This is a genomic window from Methylocystis sp. ATCC 49242 (assembly GCF_000188155.2).
Lineage (GTDB): Bacteria > Pseudomonadota > Alphaproteobacteria > Rhizobiales > Beijerinckiaceae > Methylocystis.
The window spans coordinates 1,845,903-1,863,886 of record NZ_KE124774.1 but is presented as its reverse complement, the minus strand read 5'-3'; the positions used below and the strand labels follow the sequence as shown (position 1 = coordinate 1,863,886).

The following is a 17,984-nucleotide window of genomic DNA, read 5'->3' as shown; positions in this document are numbered from 1 at the left end:
GATTCCGGTCCGAGGGCTAATTTTTTCCCCACTGTGTCTCTTTTGCCCATTCCAGCCGCACGGTCTCGTCCGGTTCTGTTGACATATGACGGGGTTGCAGTGCGGCGACGCGCGCCGGCGCCAGTCGCGCCAGCGCCCAGACCGCCGCGCCACGGATCAGCGGCTCCGGATCGTCGAGAAGCCGCTCGGCCTCCGCTGCAAGCGCGCAGTCGCCGCTGTTGCCGATGGCGATCAGCACATTGCGGAGGAAACGGGCGCGGCCGATCCGCTTGACGGGGGAGCCGGAAAAGAAAGCGCGAAAGCGGGCGTCGTCGAGCCGGGCGAGTTCGCCGAGCGGCGGCGCGTCGAGATCGGGACGGGCGGCGAGCTTCGCCTCGCGCGTCGCCACGGCGAATTTGTTCCAGGGACAGACGGCGAGGCAATCGTCGCAGCCGTAAATCCGGTTGCCGATGGCCATGCGGAATTCGCGGGGGATCGGCCCTTTATTTTCGATGGTCAGGTACGAGACGCAGCGGCGGGCGTCGAGCCTGTAGGGGCCGATGAAGGCCTGCGTCGGGCAGATGTCGAGGCAGTTGCGGCAGGAGCCGCAATGGTCGCGCTCCGGCGGGTCGGGGGTGAGGCGCAAATCGGTGAAGATTGCGCCGAGAAACAGCCAGGACCCGAAATCACGCGAGACGAGATTGCTGTGCTTGCCCTGCCATCCGAGCCCGGCGGCCTGCGCCAGCGGCTTCTCCATGACGGGGGCGGTGTCGACGAAGACTTTGACCTCGCCGCCGCCCGCGCGCTTGAGCATGAAAGCCGCCAGCTGCTTGAGCCGTCCCTTGACGATGTCGTGATAGTCGCGGTGGCGGGCGTAGACCGAAATCGCCCCGCTTTGGCGCTTTTCGAGCGCCGCGAGCGGGCCGTCGGCCGGACCATAGTTGAGACCCAGCATCACGACGCTGTTGACATTGGGCCAGAGGGCGCGGGGGGACGCGCGTCGGTCCGCGGTTTCCGCCATCCAGCCCATGTCGCCATGAGCCCCCAGCGCCAGCCATTCCCTCAGGCGTCCGGCGAGTTCCGGCGCAGCCTCCGCGGGCGCGACGCGGCAGGCGTCGAAGCCGAGCGAGAGCGCGTGAGCGCGGATGTCGTCCTCGAGCGTCAGAAGTCCAGTTCGGCGTAGAGCGGCGACGGCGTCATGCCCGGCGCCCGGTCGGCGAGAAGCGGTCGGAAGGCCGGCCTCGACTTGATCCGCTGGTACCAGTGCTTCGCCGCTTCGTCTTCGTCCCATGGCGCGTCGCCCAGATAGTCGGCGCAGGAAATATGCGCGGCCGCAGCGAAATCGGCGTAGGTCAGGCGATCGCCGGCGAGCCAGTTCCGCGTGCTCGTGAGATAGCCGATGTAGCGCATATGGTGGCGGATGTTCGCGCGCGCGACCCGCAGCACGTCCATGTCCGGCGCGCCGCCCTGGCGCGAGAAGCGCTTGTAGACCTTTTCCTTCACCAGCCAGCCGGTCACTTCGTCGAAGAATTTGACGTTGAACCAGTCGACGAGGCGCCGCGTCTCGATTCGCGGGCCCTTCTCCTGCGGCAGCAGACGCTGCACGCCGCGCGCGGGGCCATAGACCTCGTCCAGATATTCGGCGATCACGCCGACGCCCGGGACGACCAAACCGTCGTCGTCGATGAAGACCGGGGTCCGGCCAGCAGGGTCGAGCGCCAGAAATTCGGGGCGTCTGTCAGCGGCGCGCTCCTCGATCAGCTCAGCGTTGACGCCATATTCAGCGAGAACAAGCCGGACGAAGCGGGAATGAGGGCAGAGCGGGTGATGATAGAGGGTGGGCATGAGGCCTGTTCGCGGCGGCGCGGGACGATTGCGCCGATTTCCTGTATGTTCGAGCCGAATAACGTCACAAGCTGGCGCTTTTGCGGCTCACACAGCGGCGTCTTTGCCGCCGCGCGTAGAGGATATGCCATGATTCGTTTCGCATTCGCACTGTCTCTGGTCCTGACAGGTTGCGTTTCCGTTAGCGCCGAGCCGCTCAAGGATACGGTTCCAAACATTTCTGTCGTCGGAGAGGCCTTCGAGGAAGTTGCGCCGGACCGAGCGACGCTGCGTTTCGGCGTCGTGACCGAGCGCCCGACCGCCGCCGAGGCGGCGACCGAAAATGCGCGCGTCGCCGCAGAAATCCTCGCCGAACTCAAGTCGCTGGGCGTCGCGGACGTCGACATCCAGACGCAGGGCGTCACGCTCGAGCCCTTCACTATAGAAGAGCATGACGCCAAGGGAAAATCGAAAGGCGTGCAGAAACTCTACCGCGCCCGCAATGATCTGGCCGCGCGGGTGAAGCCGCTCGACAAGGCCGGGGCGATCGCCGGACGGCTGATCGACAAGGGCGTGAACAGCTTCGATGGGGTGGAATATGACTTTTCCAATCCCGACGAGAAGCTCGACGCCCTGCGCGCCGCGGCGGTGAAGGACGCAGAGCGTCGCGCCAGAACCTACGCGGAAGCAGCCGGCCTGCGCCTCGGCCGCGTCCTCGAGATCCGCCCCGTGGACGGCGAGAGTCCGCAAATGCGCCCCTATGCGGCGCGCCTGGCTCCGGCTCCCGAGGCGACTCAGGTTCCGATGCGGCCCGGCCTGCAGCGGATTTCTTCGCGCGTCAGCGTCACCTGGGCCTTGGGGCGCTGAGGCTCAGGAGACCGGTTTTGCGCTCTGTAAAGCAAACTGCCCGTAATTACAGCGTGTTGCCTATTGCAATGCTTGATCTTTAGGCGCCGATTCGCTATCGCAACGCACAAATCCGGGATAGGCTGATTGTGGCGAAAAGCTTGGGCTTTCGCCGCAGCGTGATGAGGACGCCCATGGCTCGCATCATCTTTTACGAAAAGCCGGGCTGCGCCGGCAACGCCAGACAAAAAGCGCTGCTCCTCGCTTCCGGACATCAGGTCGACGCGCGCAACCTGCTCACCGAGCCCTGGAGCGCGCCGAGCCTGCGCCCCTATTTCGGCTCCAAGCCTGTCGAGGAATGGTTCAACCCCGCTTCCCCGCGGATCAAGTCGGGAGAAATCGACCCCGAAAAGGTAAATCCGCAGGAAGCGCTGATGATGATGATCCTCGACCCGACGCTGATCCGCCGCCCGCTCATGCGCGTCGGCGATCATTGCGAGGCGGGCTTCGATCGCGAGGCGGTTCGAGCCTGGGTAGGCCTGAAGGCGGATGCGGATGACGCTGTCGACGGCTGCATTCATGTGATCGAAAGCGACGCTGCCTGAAAGAGACGCGAGCGGACGGCGCGCGGCGCCCGCGCGATTATTGTCTCCGACCGGCGATCAATTTCCAGTAGTCATTGTTTTATATTGAATTTGCTCATGCGATCGGCCGCTGGCCCGGCTGATTCTCGCAATGCCCGGCGACGGCCTGGCCACTTGATCGCGCGCGCCGCAAAAGAAGCAAGGCTCCACCATCAAGATGTTACATCACTGGTGTTGTAATCAGGCCTTGCCAAAATATAATCTGCACAATCGCTTACATGGCAGCTTGGCGCTTACGGGCCTTGGCGGAATTGCACAGCTGGCGCTGTTGGGTTTATAAATAATGTTATCGGCCGCGCGGCCTGCCGCTCCATTCCGGCCGCGGAGTTGAACATCGCCAATGAACGGCGCAGAATTGCAAGCTTTTATCGAGAATATGCCTGTCGCCGCCGCGATGTTCGATTGTGACATGAATTATGTCGCAATGAGCCCGCGCTGGCGGGTGGATTACGAGCGAGCGGGCGATCCGCGCGAGAACCGTCATCGTGAAATCCTTCCCGAGATCCCGCAGCGGTGGCGCGAGGCGCGCAGCCGCGTCCTTGGGGGCGAAACCGTCATTTCGCCGGCGGATCGTTTCGAGCGCGCGGATGGCTCCATTCAATGGGTGCGATGGGAATTCATGCCCTGGCGCGCCGCCTCCGGCGAGATCTGCGGCGTCGTCATCCTCGCTGAGGACGTCACCGGGCGAGAGCTTGCAGACGCCGCTTTGCGCGACGAAGCGGTCGAAACGGATCGTCAGCGCGACCAGATCGAATGGTTGTACGAGAACGCGCCGATCGGCCTGTGTCACCTCGATAGGGATTTACGCTATCTTTGCGTGAACCGTTGGCTCGCGGAAATCAACGGCCTGCCGATCGAGGCGCATATCGGCCGCAGGGTGCGGGAAGTCGCGCCCGCGCTCGCGCCCGGGATCGAGGAAAGCGCCAGAAAGATCCTTTCGACGGGCGAAGCATTGCGAGACATCGAGTTTCGCGGGAGGGCGCCGCGCCCTCCCGGAGTCGCGCGCTATTTCAGCCTAAGCCTCCATCCGGCCTTCGACAGTGAGGGCCAGATCATCGGCTTCAACGTCGTGGTGCATGAGGTCACCGAAAAGAAGCGCATCCATGCCTTGTGCGAGACGGATCGGCGCAAGGACGAGTTCCTCGCGACGCTTGCGCACGAACTGCGCAATCCTCTCGCGCCGATCAAAAACGCGGTCCATGTCCTCCGATTACTCGAGGACGACGATTCCGCCACGAAGGAAAAAAGACGCGCGGCGCTCGAACGGGCCGGGCGTCAGGTCGACCATATGGCGCGCCTCGTCGACGATCTGCTGGAGATCACTCGCATCAGCCATGGCAAGGTGGAGCTTAGAAAGGCGCGGACAGATCTCGCCGCGATCCTGACCCAGGCGATCGATCTCAGTCAGCCGCAAATCCAGGCAGGGTCACACCGGCTCGCCGTCGATCTTTCAACTGAGCCCCTGCAAATCGATGGCGACCCGGTTCGCCTTGCTCAGGTGTTCACCAATCTCATCAACAATGCGGCGCGATACACCGACGCGGGCGGGCGAATCGAGATCGCCGCCGCGCGCGATGGCGAGGAGGCCGTCGTCACGGTGCGCGACAACGGCATCGGGATTCCACGGCAGCAGTTGTCGTCGATCTTCGAAATGTTCGCGCAGGTCGAACCAACATGCCGGCGCGCGCCGGGCGGCATCGGCGTCGGCCTCGCGCTCGCGCGCAGCGTCGTCCAGTTGCACGGCGGGCGGATCGAGGCGCGTAGCGAGGGCGTGGGACGTGGCAGTGAATTTATCGTCCGTCTTCCTTTGGCCGCACATGTCGAGACGCCCGCAATGGCTTCGTGACGAATCGGCGTCCCCCGCGCCTTGAACGCGTTCAATGAAACTGCGCGCGCATTTCCTTATGCAGGCGCGTCCGTCTCAATCCGATCTTTCGCCTTCGGAGCAGACTCCGAAATGGATGCGCTCGCCCGCTCCGTTAGCGTCGACGAGCATCCTTCTGAATTGCGTTCGGTGAAGCTTCCCGAAGGCGTCCCGGTATGCGAACGCGCCATAGAAATGGATTGTCGACACGCCGGAAATGATATCGTTGATTTCCTCGCTGGTGAACTGGCGGGGGCCCTCTTTCACGAAGCTTTGCTTCTGGCCCGGCCCCAGGTCTCCGTGATGCGTGATCTCGCCGCTGTCCAGAAAGGGAAGGTCGGAGAGATGGTGGCGCAATTCGACAACGCACCAGTCGGCGACTTCGTAGGCGGGTGTTTGTCCGAGATTGGCGTATTCGAGGAAAAACTTCGGCTCGCCGCCGAGGCTCCCGTGGAACTCGACGCGTGTGACATGGAGATAGGCCCTGAGCTTGCGCTCGGAAAACTCCCTTCCTTCGCGAATGAGCTTGCGGCTGGACCGCCATAAACCCAGTGTCCCGAGGAAAAGCCCGGCCGTGAAGGCCGCGAGAAAAAGCTCGCCGTTCTTGAATCGCAGCCCGAATATATCCGTGAATTCGGACGACGCCGCCTTTGCTTCCGCGACCCGGCGCGGGTTTTCCTTTTGTTGCCTGGGCGGCGGCGGCCCGGGCTCCGCGCGCGGCGGCTGTGGCGGCGCTGGCGGTTTTTCAGGTTCGGGACGTTGAGCCTGGAGGGACGCCGGCGGGTTTTCGGCCTCGGGCGGCGGCGCTGGCTTGACTATGGGCGGTTTGGCCGCCAAGCCTGTGGAGAAGCTCAAACCGAACAGAAAAATCACACATGCTCTGATCACAAGGTTTCGCATGTTGCTTCCGCCAATCGCGCTCCGCGCCTGAGCGCGACTCTACATTGCGCCCTTTCGCTGGCAAGCGGACCATGAGCATGGTCCTCTTGAGCGGTGCAATCGAAATGCTAGTTGACGCGGATCGGGTGGCGCTTCCCTGACCTGTCGGGTCAGGAGCGGATTTGACGAGGAAACGCAGACGTTGACGCAACAGGAAAATCCCCGCTCCGAAAACGTGGCGCGCGCGCTTGTCACGCTGGCCGAAGACGGCCCCGTCGCGATCATCACGCTGAACAGCCCGGAAACGCGAAACGCGCTGTCGTCAGCCATGCTCGAAGCATTGGCGCAGAATCTTGCAAAAGCTGCGCAACAGCCGGGCGTGCGCGCAATCGTGGTTCAGGCGGAAGGCGACGTTTTCTGTGCGGGTCACGATCTCAAGGAAATGACCGCGCATCGCAGCGACAACGACGGCGGCGAAGCGTTCTTTACGCAAACGATGCGCGCCTGTTCGAATGTGATGCAGCAGATCGTCGGTATGCTGCAGCCCGTTATCGCCGCCGTTGACGGAATGGCCACCGCGGCCGGCTGCCAGCTCGTCGCGGCTTGCGATCTTGCCGTCGCCGGGCCGCACGCGCGCTTCTGCACGCCGGGCGTGAACATCGGACTCTTCTGCTCGACGCCGGCGGTGGCGCTATCGCGTAATCTTGCGCGCAAGCACGCGATGGAAATGCTGCTCACCGGCGACGTGTTCGACGCCGATGACGCCTTGCGTTTCGGCCTCATCAATCATGTTTCGCCGGATGGCGCCCGCGCGCCGGCCTTGGCGCTTGCCCGGAAGATCGCGCAAAAATCCGCGCAGGCGATTACATTCGGCAAGAAATGTTTCTACCGTCAAGTGGAGGCGCCCCTGTCGCAGGCCTACGAAGACGCGAGCGCCGTGATGGTGGCGAATATGCTGCAGGCGGACGCGCGCGAAGGCATAGCGGCCTTTCTCGAAAAGCGGGCGCCGCAATGGGTGCAGAGAGACGCGTCATAGCGACTCGAGAAAGGCGACCAGCGCAGCTTTCTCCTCCTCCGTCAGGCCGAGCCGCCTGATCCTCGGATCGAGCGCCGGATTGGCGCCGCCGCCCCGGTCGTAGAATTCGACAACCTCTGCAAGGGTCCTCAAGCTTCCGTCATGCATGTAGGGCCATGAATTCTTCGCGCCGCGCAGCATGGGCGTCGTATAGGCCCAGCGATCGTCGGGGTTGCGCGAGATTTCGAAGCGACCGACGTCATGCCTGACTTCCGCCTTGTCGAGCCCGATCGCCGAAAGCTGCACGTCCTGAAAGACGCCGGGTGCCAGCTCGACGCGAGTCGTGACCGGATTGCGCTTCGCGAACGCCACGCCCGTATTGTGCCATGACTGATCCGTGAAGAGCGCAATTTTGTCGCCGATCACGTGGCATGAGACGCAGCCGCCTTTCGTGACGAATATGTCGTAGCCGCGCCATTCCTGCGGCGTGAGCGCGCTCTTTTCGCCGCCAAACAATGCGTGATCGATGCGGTCGTCGCCGATAAGCAATGTCGCCTCGAAGGCGGCGATCGCGCGGCCGAGCGTGATCATCGTGACGCCTTCGCCCGGAAAGGCGGCGCTGAAGGCCGCGCCATATGCGGGATCATTACGCAGCCGATCGAGAAGTGGTCCGATGGCGGGGTTGCCCATTTCATCCGCAGCAAGGAGCGGTCCCCAGACCTGCGCGGCGAGGTCCGTCTCGCGTCCGTCGTGGAACAGGAATTTCTTGAATACGACATTGTAAAGCGACGGCGCGTTCCGGCGTAACGATCGGCCTTCCATTCCGATCGAAAGCGCGCTCTGGTTCGACGCATAGGCCTGCGCGGGGATGTGACACATCGCGCAGGACAATGTGCCGTTGGCGGAGAGGCTTCGGTCGAAAAAGAGACGCTCGCCCAGCTTGCGCATCGCCTCCGAGCCTGCGGTCATTGACGGAACGGCGGGCAGGCCGAGCAGCGGCTTGCGTTCTTCGGCGTCTGCCGCCGTCACGCAGATGACGAGCGCGATCGTCACAGCGACGCATTTCAAAGCCCGCAGCATCGGATGCGACATGTCAGGGCGCTCCACGATTGTTCGCCTCGGAATGGACGATGGCGAGCGTGCGCGCGTCGTTGAGAAGGTTCTCCGGCGCAAGAAAGGCCGTAGTGTAAATCTCTCGCACCCAGCCGTTCGGGTCGATGAGGAAGACTTTCAGCATGTGGTTGACGACGCCCGTGCGCTTGCCGTCTGCGTCGGTTTCGAATGAAATATCCTGACCCATCTCCCGAAGCAGGGGCGCGAGATCGTCTTCCGAACTGCTCGTCAGAAATGTCCATGGAATAGTTGCATCTGCCCCACTTTCCGCTTTTTGCAGGAGCCGCATCGTCGCGGGCGTGTCATGCGCCGGATCAATGCTGACAAATATCAGTCTCAGTTTGTTCATCAACAGCGGGTCGCTGCTCGCCTCGCGCCTCAGGGATTCGAACGCCGACCAGGCGACCGGGCACCCTGCGGGATCCGCGCAATGGCCGTAGAAAAAGCCGAGCGCCGTCACTGCGCCGCGCGTGAAGCTGGCGAGCTGCGCAGGCTTGCCGTCCGCGTCCAGCAATTGCGCTTCGGGAACGCGCTGGATGCGATTGAGACTGTAGCTCCCGGGCGCGGGAAGATTTGCAACGCTCGGGGGCACAGGCTCGGCGCAAAGCCCCGACGCCGTCGCGATCCAGAGAGTCGCGACAACGCCGGCGGTGAAAGGCGCGCGCGCGCCTTTCATTTTCATGCCCGTCATTCTCACCGCAACTCGGCCTTCTGCTGGCGCGCCGTGAATTTCATGTGATGCGCGCGGCCGAGACCTTCCTTGGTGAAATCGATCGCGAAATCGAGCTTCAGCTCCTTTCCGTCCCAGGAATAGCCTTTCAGGAACTGTTCGTTGTCGGCGCCTTTCTTGTCCCAATTGGCGAGAAGAGAGGTCGTGTAGTAAACGCGCTTGCCGTCCCAGCTTTGCGAGACCATGTTGACCTGCGCGCCGATCTTCTTCGAGTAGATTTCCTTCGGCGCCTCGGGATTTGAAAGATCGAAGAGGCGCGTCGAGCCATCCATGAATGTGTTGACCCAGAGGCGGGAAGCGTCCGACGAAATCGAGATGTCGACCGGCAGCGGAATCTTCGACGGATCGCCGATGTCCGCAACAGCCTTCGCCTGCCATTGACCGTTCTCGTCCTGCTTGACGAGCCATAGTTTCGACGTCAGCGCGCTTGCCGTGACCGCCCAGTCGGCGCCGGGTTTCAGCGCCCAGCGGATTTCGAGCGGCGCGCCGGGAACGGAAAAGACGTTCTCGGGCTTCATGGCCTTCAGGTCCCACAGCACCATCGTGTTGCCGAAATTCTTCATGGCGGCGCTGTCCTGGATCAATTGCGACAGATCCATCATGTAATTCGTCCAGCCGGTGAAGCTCGACGTCAGCATCCGGTTCTGGCCGGGATTGATCGCGATGTCGTAACCATAGCCGTCGCCGCCGTTGTCGAGCGGCATGGGCGTCGTCGCAATTTGCTCGCCCGCATTGTTGTAGGTGATGAGGCCCGTCGCGCCGCCGTGGTCCTTCTTGTTCGACAATGCCTGCACGAGCATGCGGCCGGGCAGGGCGTAGAAAGTATGCGGGCCGACGTAGCCGCTTTTTTCCGCGAGATCGTCGATGATCCGCACGAGTTTCGGCTTCGACGGATCGGAACCGACGTCGAAGATGAAGATCTTGCTGTCGTCGAGACGGCCGGCCCAGAGATATTTACGATCATCGGTGAAGCCCATGTGATGCGCCTCGCCACGGCCGCCGACCGAAATCGTGTTGATGACTTTTCCGTAAGTCGGCGAGCCGGGAACGACATCGACCGTCACGAGCTTGTCGGACTCGTCGCCCACGCCTTTTTCGCCGAGCGTCCAGACGTGGAGATATTGTTCCTGCCCCTTGATGAGCCCTGTCATGAAGGGCGAATTGCAGGTCTCGTCCGCGCGGGCGGAGAGCCCCGCGCCTGACAGAAGGAAAGCGAGACTGCATGCGACGACTGCGCCGCTGACGAGCTGCGACATGTTCGGCGGCCTTCCGTTCAAGAAGGCGCAAATATTTGGCGGGTTTGTTGTCGGGCGTTTCATATCGAACTCCTGTTTTTCTTCAGAGTCATTTGCTGCGGTCGGGACTTTTTTCGAGGCGCCAAAATGAGATGACCGGTCGTCTTAAAAATGGTCAAATGAGGTTCACGCCTTGAAATAGTCATTGAGCAGGAAGTCACAGAACTGGACGAGGGGGCGCACCGATTTCTCGATCTTCATGCGCAGGAGCGCGCCTTGCCAGACATTGACGAGAAAATCCGCCATTTCCTTAGCGTCCATGTCCTTGCGGAAACTGCCCTCCTGCTGTGCGCGGGAGAGACCCTCGCGCAGCTTGTCGCGATAGCGATGCACGGCCTCGCGGAGCGATGTCTGGCAGGCGTCGCTGGTGTCGCCGATCTCGCCGATGAGATTTCCGAGCAGACAGCCGCCCTTGAAATCACGTCGCTCCGTCTCTTCGATCAACTCCCGAAAATAGGCTTTCAGCGCCGCCTCCGCTTTCACGTCGCTGCGCTGAAGGTGCGCGTCGAGCTGACGGATGAAAGGGTCGATGTAATGCTTGACGACCTCGGCGCTGAATGCCTCCTTGCTGGGAAAGTAATTGTAGAAGGACCCTTTCGGCACGCCGACCTTCTGCACCAGTTCCTGCAGGCCGGTGCCGTGATAGCCCTGCTCCATCAGGAGGGCGACGCCCTGGTCCAGAAGCTTTTCCCGAAGTTCCTTGATGTCGCGCTTGCTCATGGTGGACAGAATACGACCGGTCGTCTCATTTGGCAAGCCGGAAAGGGGGATGTTCAGTTTTCGGCCGATCGAAAAATTGGCGCCGCGTCCGTGACGGTGACGCCCAAGCAGATCGACCTTCCCGAATTCCTCGCCCGTCACGCGGGGCGACCGCCAAAATTCGCGCGAATTCTCGGAAAATTGCCGTGACGGAAGCGGGTGCAGGCCATCGCTTTGTCTATTGCTGGCTCGACTCGATCGTTTCGGCCTGAATCATCGTTTCAGGCGACCGCCGCCCCACCGGTCCGTGAGAACGCCGTGATTCGCAAGGCGGCGGAATTTCCCAGCATATCGACCACAATGATCGGGCGTCGCGGACCGGCAATGGGCGCGAGGCGCCATCTGGCTGAAAAGTGCGCCGGGATGTTGATTTTATTGGTGGGCCGGGCAGGACTCGAACCTGCAACCAGACCGTTATGAGCGGCCGGCTCTAACCATTGAGCTACCGGCCCCGCCGTCGCGGGGGACGAACCGTCCTATACCGCAATCGACGCCGGGGGCAATATCATTGCGTGCGGGGCCGCCGCGCCGGCGACGCGCGTGGCGGGCGGTTGCGGACGGGTTGCGACGGGCAAGGGGACTTCGATGAGGGAAAGCGACAAGCGTGCGGCGATCGTGGCCGCGGCGCAGGAGCTCGAGCGGCTCGGGCTGAACCATGGTTCTGCCGGCAATCTCTCGATGCGCGACGGCGATTCGGCGCTGGTCACACCGAGCGGCGTGCCCAGTCGCGAACTCGCCCCCGGGTCGATCGCTTGCATGAAGTTCGACAGCCATGACGGCGCCTATGACGGGCCGCTGCCGCCATCGAGCGAATGGCGCTTTCATCTCGACATCTATCGCGCCCGACCGGATGTGAACGCCGTCGTGCACATGCATTCGACCTATGCGACGACCCTCGCGACGCTGCGGCGCGAGATTCCCGCCGTGCATTACATGATCGCGGCTTTCGGCGGGCCGACCGTGCGATGCGTCGACTATGCGCCCTATGGAACGGAGAAGCTGTCGCGCCTTGTTGTCGCAGGGCTGAAGGACCGGGACGGCGTGCTGCTCGCCAATCATGGCGCCATCGTCACCGGCGCCGATATGCGCAAGACGCTTTGGCGCGCGGTGGAGCTGGAGGCGCTCGCGCAGGTGTTTTATCTCGGCTCGATCGCCGGCGAGCCGGTGATCCTGCCGGACAACGAGATTTACCGCACCGTCGAGCGCTTCAAATCCTACGGGCCGCGGGAGCGTTAGGCGGCGTCCGCGAGGTCGGGGAACAGCTCCTTCAGCCCCCGTTCCGTCGCCGCGCATACGCCTCGCTCGGTGATGAGGCCCGTTACGAAACGCGCGGGCGTGACGTCGAAGGCGTAGTTGCGCGCGGGCGAGCCGTCGGGCGTGAGCTGGGCTTCGACGATCGACCCGTCGCCCGCGCGGCCGATGATGTGCGTGACCTCGCGCGGCTCGCGCTCCTCGATCGGAATGTCCGCGACGCCGTCGGCGATGCGCCAGTCTATGGTGGAGCTCGGCAGGGCGACATAGAAGGGGACGTCATTATGGTGGGCCGCGAGCGCCTTCAGATAGGTGCCGATCTTGTTGCAGACGTCGCCCGCGCGGGTGGTGCGGTCGCTCCCCACGATGACGAGATCGACAAGCCCATGCTGCATCAGATGGCCGCCGGCGTTGTCGGCGATGACTGTATGCGAAATCCCCTCGCCCAGAAGCTCATAGGCCGTGAGGCTGGCCCCCTGATTGCGCGGGCGCGTCTCGTCGACCCAGACATGGAGGGGGATTCCGGCCCGAGCCGCCTTGTAGATCGGCGCCAGCGCCGTGCCCCAGTCGACCGTCGCGAGCCAGCCGGCGTTGCAATGGGTGAGGATATTCACTGGCCGTCCGGGATTCTTCTCCGCCGCCGCGCGGATCAGATCGGCGCCGAAATCGCCAATGGCCGCACAGGAGGCGACGTCCTCCTCGGCGATTCTCCCGGCCTCGGCATAGGCGAGATCGGCTCGCAATTCCGGCGCCGCCGCCAGCAGCAGGTCGCGGGAACGGTCCAGCGCCCAGCGCAAATTCACCGCCGTCGGGCGCGTCGCGAGAAGCTTTTTATGCGCTGCCTCGATCGCCGCGTCGTCGGGATCCCGCGCTGCCGCAAGAGCAAGCCCATAGGCGCCCGTGACGCCGATCAGCGGCGCGCCGCGCACGACCATCTCCTTGATCGCGCGCGCGGCGGCGTCGCTATCGTCGAGCGTGTGGGTCTCGAAACAATGGGGTAGGCGGGTCTGATCGATGACATGGACCCTGCGGCCGTCGTCATCGATCCAGATCGTCCTGTAGTCGCGACCATTTATGCGCATGGAGAAACATTGTTCGCGGGGAGCCTTCCAACACTTGTGCCTTCTGGCCCGGAACTTGTAAACCGGGGCGAGCGCGAGCCAGGGCGGCGCGCTCGGCTCGGGGAGCTTCTATGACCTATTGCTGCGGCATCATGGTGCGCGACGGACTTGTGATGGTCGCCGACACGCGCACCAACGCAGGCCTCGACAATATAGCGACCTTTCGCAAGCTTCACATTTTCGAGAAGCCGGGCGAGCGCGCGCTCATGCTCGCCACTGCCGGCAATCTCTCCGTGACGCAGGGCGTGGTGAACTTCATCGCCGATGGATTCGAGAACCCGGAGACGGGCGAGACCGAGAGCATCATGACCGCGACCAACATGCTGCAGGCCGCGCAACTGATCGGCCGCGCGGTGCGGCGCGCGCGCAAGGAGGCTCATAGTTCGGTAGAGCAGGCGGCGGGCGTGAGTTTCGACGTTTCGCTGTTGCTCGGCGGCCAGATCGGCGCCGGCGCGCCGCGGCTGTTCATGATCTACACCGCCGGCAACAGCATCGAATGCACGCCGGACACCAATTACCTCCAGATCGGCGAGCACAAATACGGCAAGCCGATATTGGACCGCGCCGTCAATTTCGATTCCGACCTGTATGACGCGCTGAAGATTGGCCTGATCTCGATGGATTCGACGATCCGCTCCAATCTGTCGGTTGGCCTGCCGATCGACATCGCCATGATGCGGCGCGACGCGCTGCGTCTGGAGGTGTCGACGCGCATCGACGCCAGTGACGAATATTTCCGCGATCTGCGCGAACGTTGGTCACAGGCCTTGCGCGCCGCTCATATGGCGATCCCGGCGCCGCCCTATCGCGGCCGCGGATCGTGACGGTTCTCGCCGGGGCGGATGCCGCCGCGATCGCTCGGGCGGCGGCCACGCTGCGGGAGGGCGGGCTCGTCGCTTTCCCCACCGAGACGGTCTACGGTCTCGGCGCCGACGCCACAAACGCCTGGGCGGTCGCGCGCATCTATGACGCCAAGGGGCGGCCATCCTTCAACCCGCTCATCGCTCATATCGCGGATATTGAGTCTGCGCGGCGCGAGGCGCTGCTGCCCGAAGCGGCGCTGCGTCTCGCTGAAGCCTTCTGGCCGGGGCCGTTGACAATCGTGGCGCCCGTCGCCCCGGGCGGGTCGGTCTGCGAACTCGCGCGCGCCGGATTGCCGAGCGTCGCCCTGCGCATCCCGGATCATCCGGTCGCGCAGGCGCTGATCGCGGCGCTGGGGCGGCCGATCGCGGCCCCCTCCGCCAATCGCTCCGGCCATGTCAGCCCCGTGACGGCGGCTCATGTGGCGGAAGATCTCTCCGGCCGGGTGGAAATGATCCTCGACGGCGGCCGCACGACGGCGGGGCTCGAATCGACCATCGTCTCCTTTTGCGAGGCGACTCCGATCCTGCTGCGCCCGGGCGCCATCTCGCGCGAGGCGATCGAGAAGGTTCTCGGCGAGAAACTCGCGGCGCCCGCCCGGGCGGAGGTGCTCGCGCCGGGCATGACCGCCTCGCATTACGCCCCCGACGCGCGGCTGCGGCTGGAGGCGCATGAGCTGGAGCCCGGGGAAGGGGCGCTGGATTTCGGCGGCCGGCTGACGGCGCTGGCGCCCCCGGGCGCGACCGTGCTCGATCTTTCGCCGGTTGGCGATCTCGTCGAGGCGGCGGCCAATCTTTTCGCCTATTTGCGCGAATTCGACGCGCGCGGGGTGCGCAGCGTCGCCGTGGCGCATATCCCTGAGCGCGGGCTGGGAGAGGCGATCAATGATCGCCTGCGCCGAGCCAGCGCGCCGAGGCTGGATTAGGCGGCCAGCGCCGTCGGCGTCGCCGCGCGAAGGTGGAAATCCTCCGTTGCGGCCAGCGGCTCGCCTCTCAGATAGGGGCACTCATATCCGCGCGCGACGAGATCGCCGGCGCCCGCCGAGCGCATTTCGACCGCCAGCCGCGTCAGCTTGTTGAGCACAGGCGTCTCGACCCAGGAAAACAGCGGCGCGTCCGGCGTCACCTTGTGCATCGCCGCCTTGCGATGCTCGTTGTTCTCCTGGTTCATGCGCGCCTGCCAGCCGGGCCGTGGCTCCTGCCAGTCGTTGGCGACGATCACGGGACCGCGAATGATGCGCGCCTCGCGCTCGGTGCGCTCGATCAGCGCCATCTCGCCGCGCTTCACGCCCGCGAGCGTGAACAGGGTGGGGCGCGACAGCGGTTCGCGGGCGATCAGCCGCACCGCCTCCTCGAAAGTTTCGCAGGTTTCGAAGGCGTAGCGCAGCAGATGATCCGGCGGCCAGTCGCCCTCGCTCTTGAGCGCATTGCGGAGATTGACCGCGGCGTCATAAGGAAAGCCGAGGACGCTGCTGGTGCGCCGCTGCATCGGCGCCTGATTGATGACCGCGCAGAAGCGTCCCGGCGCCATGGCGCTGAGAACCCCGACCGCGCCCGGCCAGGTGGCGTTGTAGAAGTCGCCGGCCGGTCCAGATTGCCAAGCGATCTCGACCGCCCTGCCGAGGCCGTGGAAGGGCCAATCGAGCGTGCGGCGAATGCGCGGCAGGCCGTCCACCCCCTCATAAGCCTGCGTCGTGCAGGCGAAGAGATAGGACATGTTGAGCGTCATGGCGCCGGGGAAGCCGAGAATAGCGGCGACATGCTCCAGCTCGGCGCGATAGGCGGACCCCGAACGTCGCAGCCAGTTGGCGGCGACGCGGTCGATCGGCGACAGGCAGAAGCGCCCGAGCGGGGCCACGACGCCGAGACAGGCGTCGCGCAAGGCGACTGCGGCGTCGACCCGCGCCTGCGCATGGGCCACGGGTCCGCCGTCGCGCACGTCGAGGAAAGGGATCGGGTTCATCGTCGTCCTTCTGTCAGAAAAGCGTCATTGAACCGATATGGTTTTCACATCCCTCTGTCACAATACAGTGAAATCTCGGACAGCTGTCGCTGCAACGCAACACGAGCGGATTCAGGCGGTTCTGATATAAACAACGCCGTGCTTCGCAGCCGATTCGGCCGCTCTATCCCTGTCCGAGACCAATATGTCCCACGCCGTCGCCGCCGCCTTCCTCGCCCTCGAGACACATGCGCCAACGCTTGAAGACACGCGCACGCGCGATCTCTTCGCGACGGACCCGTCGCGTTTCGAGAAGTTCAGCGTCGCGCTCGACGACGATTTTCTGTTCGATTTCTCCAAGCACAAGATTACGCGCGGGACGCTCGATCTGCTCGTCGCGCTCGCAAAGGCCCGCAATCTCGATTCGCGCCGCGACGCGCTGTTTTCAGGCGAAGCGGTGAACAACACTGAAAATCGCGCCGCGATGCACATGGCCTTGCGCGATCTTTCGACGCGTCCGCTCATGATCGGAGGCGAGAATGTCCGGCCGCTGATCGAGGCGGAGCGGGAGAAGGTCTTCGCCTTCGCGCGCGCCGTGCGCAGCGGCGAGGCCAAAGGCGCGACGGGCCTGTCTTTCACGGATGTCGTGAATATCGGCATCGGCGGCTCCGACCTCGGCCCCGCGATGGCGGCGCGCGCGCTTTCGCCTTATGGCTCGGAGGGTCCGCGCGCGCATTTCGTCTCGAATGTCGATGGCGCCGATCTCGCCGACACGCTCGCCACGCTCGATCTTTCGCGCACGCTTTTCATCGTCTCCTCGAAGACTTTTACGACGCAGGAAACGATGGCCAATGCGGCGAGCGCACGCGCGCGCCTCGTCGCTGCGCTCGGCGAGGATGCAGTCGCCAAGCATTTCGCCGCCGTGTCGACGAAGCTCGACAAGGTCGCGGCCTTCGGCATCGACGCCTCCCGCGTATTTGGATTCTGGGACTGGGTCGGCGGCCGATATTCGCTGTGGTCCTCGATCGGACTTGCGCTCGTGCTCAGCGTCGGGCCCGAGAATTTCACGCAGTTCCTTCAGGGCGGCTACGACATCGACGAACATTTCCGTTCCGCGCCGCTCGACAAAAACATCCCTGCGCTGATGGGCCTGCTCGGCGTATGGCATCGCAACGTCATGAAACGCGGCGCGCATGCGGTGATCCCCTACGATCAGCGTCTCGCGCGCTTCCCCGCCTATCTGCAGCAGCTCGACATGGAATCGAACGGCAAGTCCGTCACGCGCGACGGCGGGCTCGCCACGCATCAGACCGGGCCGGTGATTTTCGGCGAGCCCGGCACCAATGGCCAGCACGCGTTCTTTCAGTTGCTGCATCAGGGAACCGACGTCACGCCCATCGACTTCCTCGTCGCGGCTGTGCCGACGGCGGCCGACGCGCATCATTACGCGCTGCTTTTCTCCAATTGTCTTGCCCAGGCCGAGGCTTTCATGCGCGGGCGCACGCTGGAGGAGGCCAAGGCCCAATTGCGCGCACAGGGCCTGAACGAGGACGAAGTCGACGCCCTTGCGCCGCACAAGGTCTTTCCGGGCGACCGTCCGTCGAGCGTCATGCTTTATCGCCGTCTCGACCCGCGCACGCTCGGGCGTCTCGTCGCGCTTTACGAGCACAAGGTGTTCGTGCAGTCGGTGATCTGGGACATCAACCCCTTCGACCAGTGGGGCGTGGAGCTCGGCAAGGAGCTTGCGAGCCGTCTGGCGCCGATCGTCGAAAACGGTGGCGCCTCGACCGAGGGCCTCGACGCCTCGACGGCGGGTCTCATCGCCTGGCGGCGGTCGGCGACGAGCTGAAGGGCTTTGCAAT

The 17,984-nt window shown here is 64.0% G+C and carries 17 protein-coding genes and 1 tRNA gene; 8 read left to right on the top strand and 10 right to left on the bottom strand.

Going from position 1 to position 17,984, the window contains the following annotated elements; all coding sequences use genetic code 11:
• Positions 1–16: 16 nt before the first annotated feature.
• Both queG and MET49242_RS11280 read right to left on the bottom strand, forming a co-directional pair.
• Positions 17–1,126 (bottom strand): tRNA epoxyqueuosine(34) reductase QueG, encoded by a 1,110-nt coding sequence (queG, locus tag MET49242_RS11285; RefSeq protein ID WP_244430895.1) that lies wholly within the window; start codon positions 1,124–1,126, stop codon positions 17–19.
• Positions 1,127–1,140: 14 nt separating this feature from the next.
• Entirely contained in the window at positions 1,141–1,824 is a 684-nt protein-coding gene (locus MET49242_RS11280) for a glutathione S-transferase family protein (protein WP_036283002.1), read from the bottom strand.
• A gap of 129 nt (positions 1,825–1,953) precedes the next feature.
• Here MET49242_RS11280 and MET49242_RS11275 point away from each other — a divergent pair, with 129 nt between their 5' ends.
• From MET49242_RS11275 to MET49242_RS11265, 3 genes are all read left to right on the top strand, one after another.
• Positions 1,954–2,670, top strand: coding sequence for an SIMPL domain-containing protein (locus MET49242_RS11275; RefSeq protein ID WP_036287789.1), 717 nt, complete (start codon positions 1,954–1,956; stop codon positions 2,668–2,670).
• 173 nt (positions 2,671–2,843) lie between these two features.
• Positions 2,844–3,254, top strand: coding sequence for an ArsC/Spx/MgsR family protein (locus MET49242_RS11270; protein WP_036287787.1), 411 nt, complete (start codon positions 2,844–2,846; stop codon positions 3,252–3,254).
• Between the two features lie 379 nt (positions 3,255–3,633).
• Complete coding sequence (locus MET49242_RS11265; RefSeq protein ID WP_051134141.1) at positions 3,634–5,139, top strand: PAS domain-containing sensor histidine kinase; 1,506 nt, start codon at positions 3,634–3,636, stop codon at positions 5,137–5,139.
• 75 nt (positions 5,140–5,214) lie between these two features.
• On the opposite strand, the gene MET49242_RS11260 is transcribed toward MET49242_RS11265, so the two are convergent.
• Positions 5,215–6,057: a hypothetical protein gene (locus tag MET49242_RS11260; protein WP_144259591.1), complete on the bottom strand. Its 843-nt coding sequence runs from the start codon at positions 6,055–6,057 to the stop codon at positions 5,215–5,217.
• A gap of 181 nt (positions 6,058–6,238) precedes the next feature.
• Between MET49242_RS11260 and MET49242_RS11255 the strand changes: the two genes are divergently transcribed.
• The gene (locus tag MET49242_RS11255) at positions 6,239–7,072 is read left to right on the top strand and encodes an enoyl-CoA hydratase (RefSeq protein ID WP_084679013.1); all 834 of its coding nucleotides are present in this window, start codon (positions 6,239–6,241) and stop codon (positions 7,070–7,072) included.
• Here MET49242_RS11255 and MET49242_RS23370 read toward each other — a convergent pair.
• The 5 genes from MET49242_RS23370 to MET49242_RS11235 all read right to left on the bottom strand — a co-directional run bounded on the left by MET49242_RS23370 (position 7,067) and on the right by MET49242_RS11235 (position 11,400).
• Entirely contained in the window at positions 7,067–8,143 is a 1,077-nt protein-coding gene (locus MET49242_RS23370) for a cytochrome-c peroxidase (RefSeq protein ID WP_084679011.1), read from the bottom strand. The genes MET49242_RS11255 and MET49242_RS23370 overlap by 6 nt on opposite strands.
• Before the next feature lies 1 nt (position 8,144).
• Entirely contained in the window at positions 8,145–8,855 is a 711-nt protein-coding gene (locus tag MET49242_RS23365) for an SCO family protein (protein WP_051134140.1), read from the bottom strand.
• Positions 8,856–8,857: 2 nt separating this feature from the next.
• A complete protein-coding gene (locus MET49242_RS11245; RefSeq protein ID WP_036282998.1) occupies positions 8,858–10,150 on the bottom strand; it encodes a selenium-binding protein SBP56-related protein in 1,293 nt (430 codons plus the stop codon).
• Between the two features lie 165 nt (positions 10,151–10,315).
• The gene (locus MET49242_RS11240; RefSeq protein WP_244430794.1) at positions 10,316–11,050 is read right to left on the bottom strand and encodes a TetR/AcrR family transcriptional regulator; all 735 of its coding nucleotides are present in this window, start codon (positions 11,048–11,050) and stop codon (positions 10,316–10,318) included.
• A gap of 274 nt (positions 11,051–11,324) precedes the next feature.
• A tRNA-Ile gene (locus MET49242_RS11235) sits at positions 11,325–11,400 on the bottom strand.
• 133 nt (positions 11,401–11,533) lie between these two features.
• Between MET49242_RS11235 and MET49242_RS11230 the strand changes: the two genes are divergently transcribed.
• Positions 11,534–12,184 carry a class II aldolase/adducin family protein gene (locus tag MET49242_RS11230; RefSeq protein ID WP_036287778.1) on the top strand — a complete coding sequence of 217 codons (651 nt, stop codon included), beginning with the start codon at positions 11,534–11,536 and terminating at the stop codon, positions 12,182–12,184.
• Here the strand turns inward: MET49242_RS11230 and mtnA are convergent.
• Complete coding sequence (gene mtnA / locus MET49242_RS11225; protein WP_036282996.1) at positions 12,181–13,281, bottom strand: S-methyl-5-thioribose-1-phosphate isomerase; 1,101 nt, start codon at positions 13,279–13,281, stop codon at positions 12,181–12,183. The genes MET49242_RS11230 and mtnA overlap by 4 nt on opposite strands.
• Before the next feature lie 110 nt (positions 13,282–13,391).
• Here mtnA and MET49242_RS11220 point away from each other — a divergent pair, with 110 nt between their 5' ends.
• Together MET49242_RS11220 and MET49242_RS11215 are read left to right on the top strand one after the other, a co-directional pair.
• Positions 13,392–14,144, top strand: a complete 753-nt coding sequence (locus tag MET49242_RS11220) for a peptidase (protein ID WP_036282994.1) — start codon at positions 13,392–13,394, stop codon at positions 14,142–14,144.
• Positions 14,141–15,106, top strand: a complete 966-nt coding sequence (locus tag MET49242_RS11215; protein WP_036287775.1) for an L-threonylcarbamoyladenylate synthase — start codon at positions 14,141–14,143, stop codon at positions 15,104–15,106. Before MET49242_RS11220 ends, MET49242_RS11215 begins: the two co-directional genes overlap by 4 nt.
• Here the strand turns inward: MET49242_RS11215 and MET49242_RS11210 are convergent.
• A complete protein-coding gene (locus tag MET49242_RS11210; protein WP_036282992.1) occupies positions 15,103–16,143 on the bottom strand; it encodes a hypothetical protein in 1,041 nt (346 codons plus the stop codon). The genes MET49242_RS11215 and MET49242_RS11210 overlap by 4 nt on opposite strands.
• Positions 16,144–16,327: 184 nt before the next feature.
• Here MET49242_RS11210 and pgi point away from each other — a divergent pair, with 184 nt between their 5' ends.
• Entirely contained in the window at positions 16,328–17,971 is a 1,644-nt protein-coding gene (gene pgi / locus MET49242_RS11205) for a glucose-6-phosphate isomerase (protein ID WP_036282990.1), read from the top strand.
• Positions 17,972–17,984 lie beyond the last annotated feature (13 nt).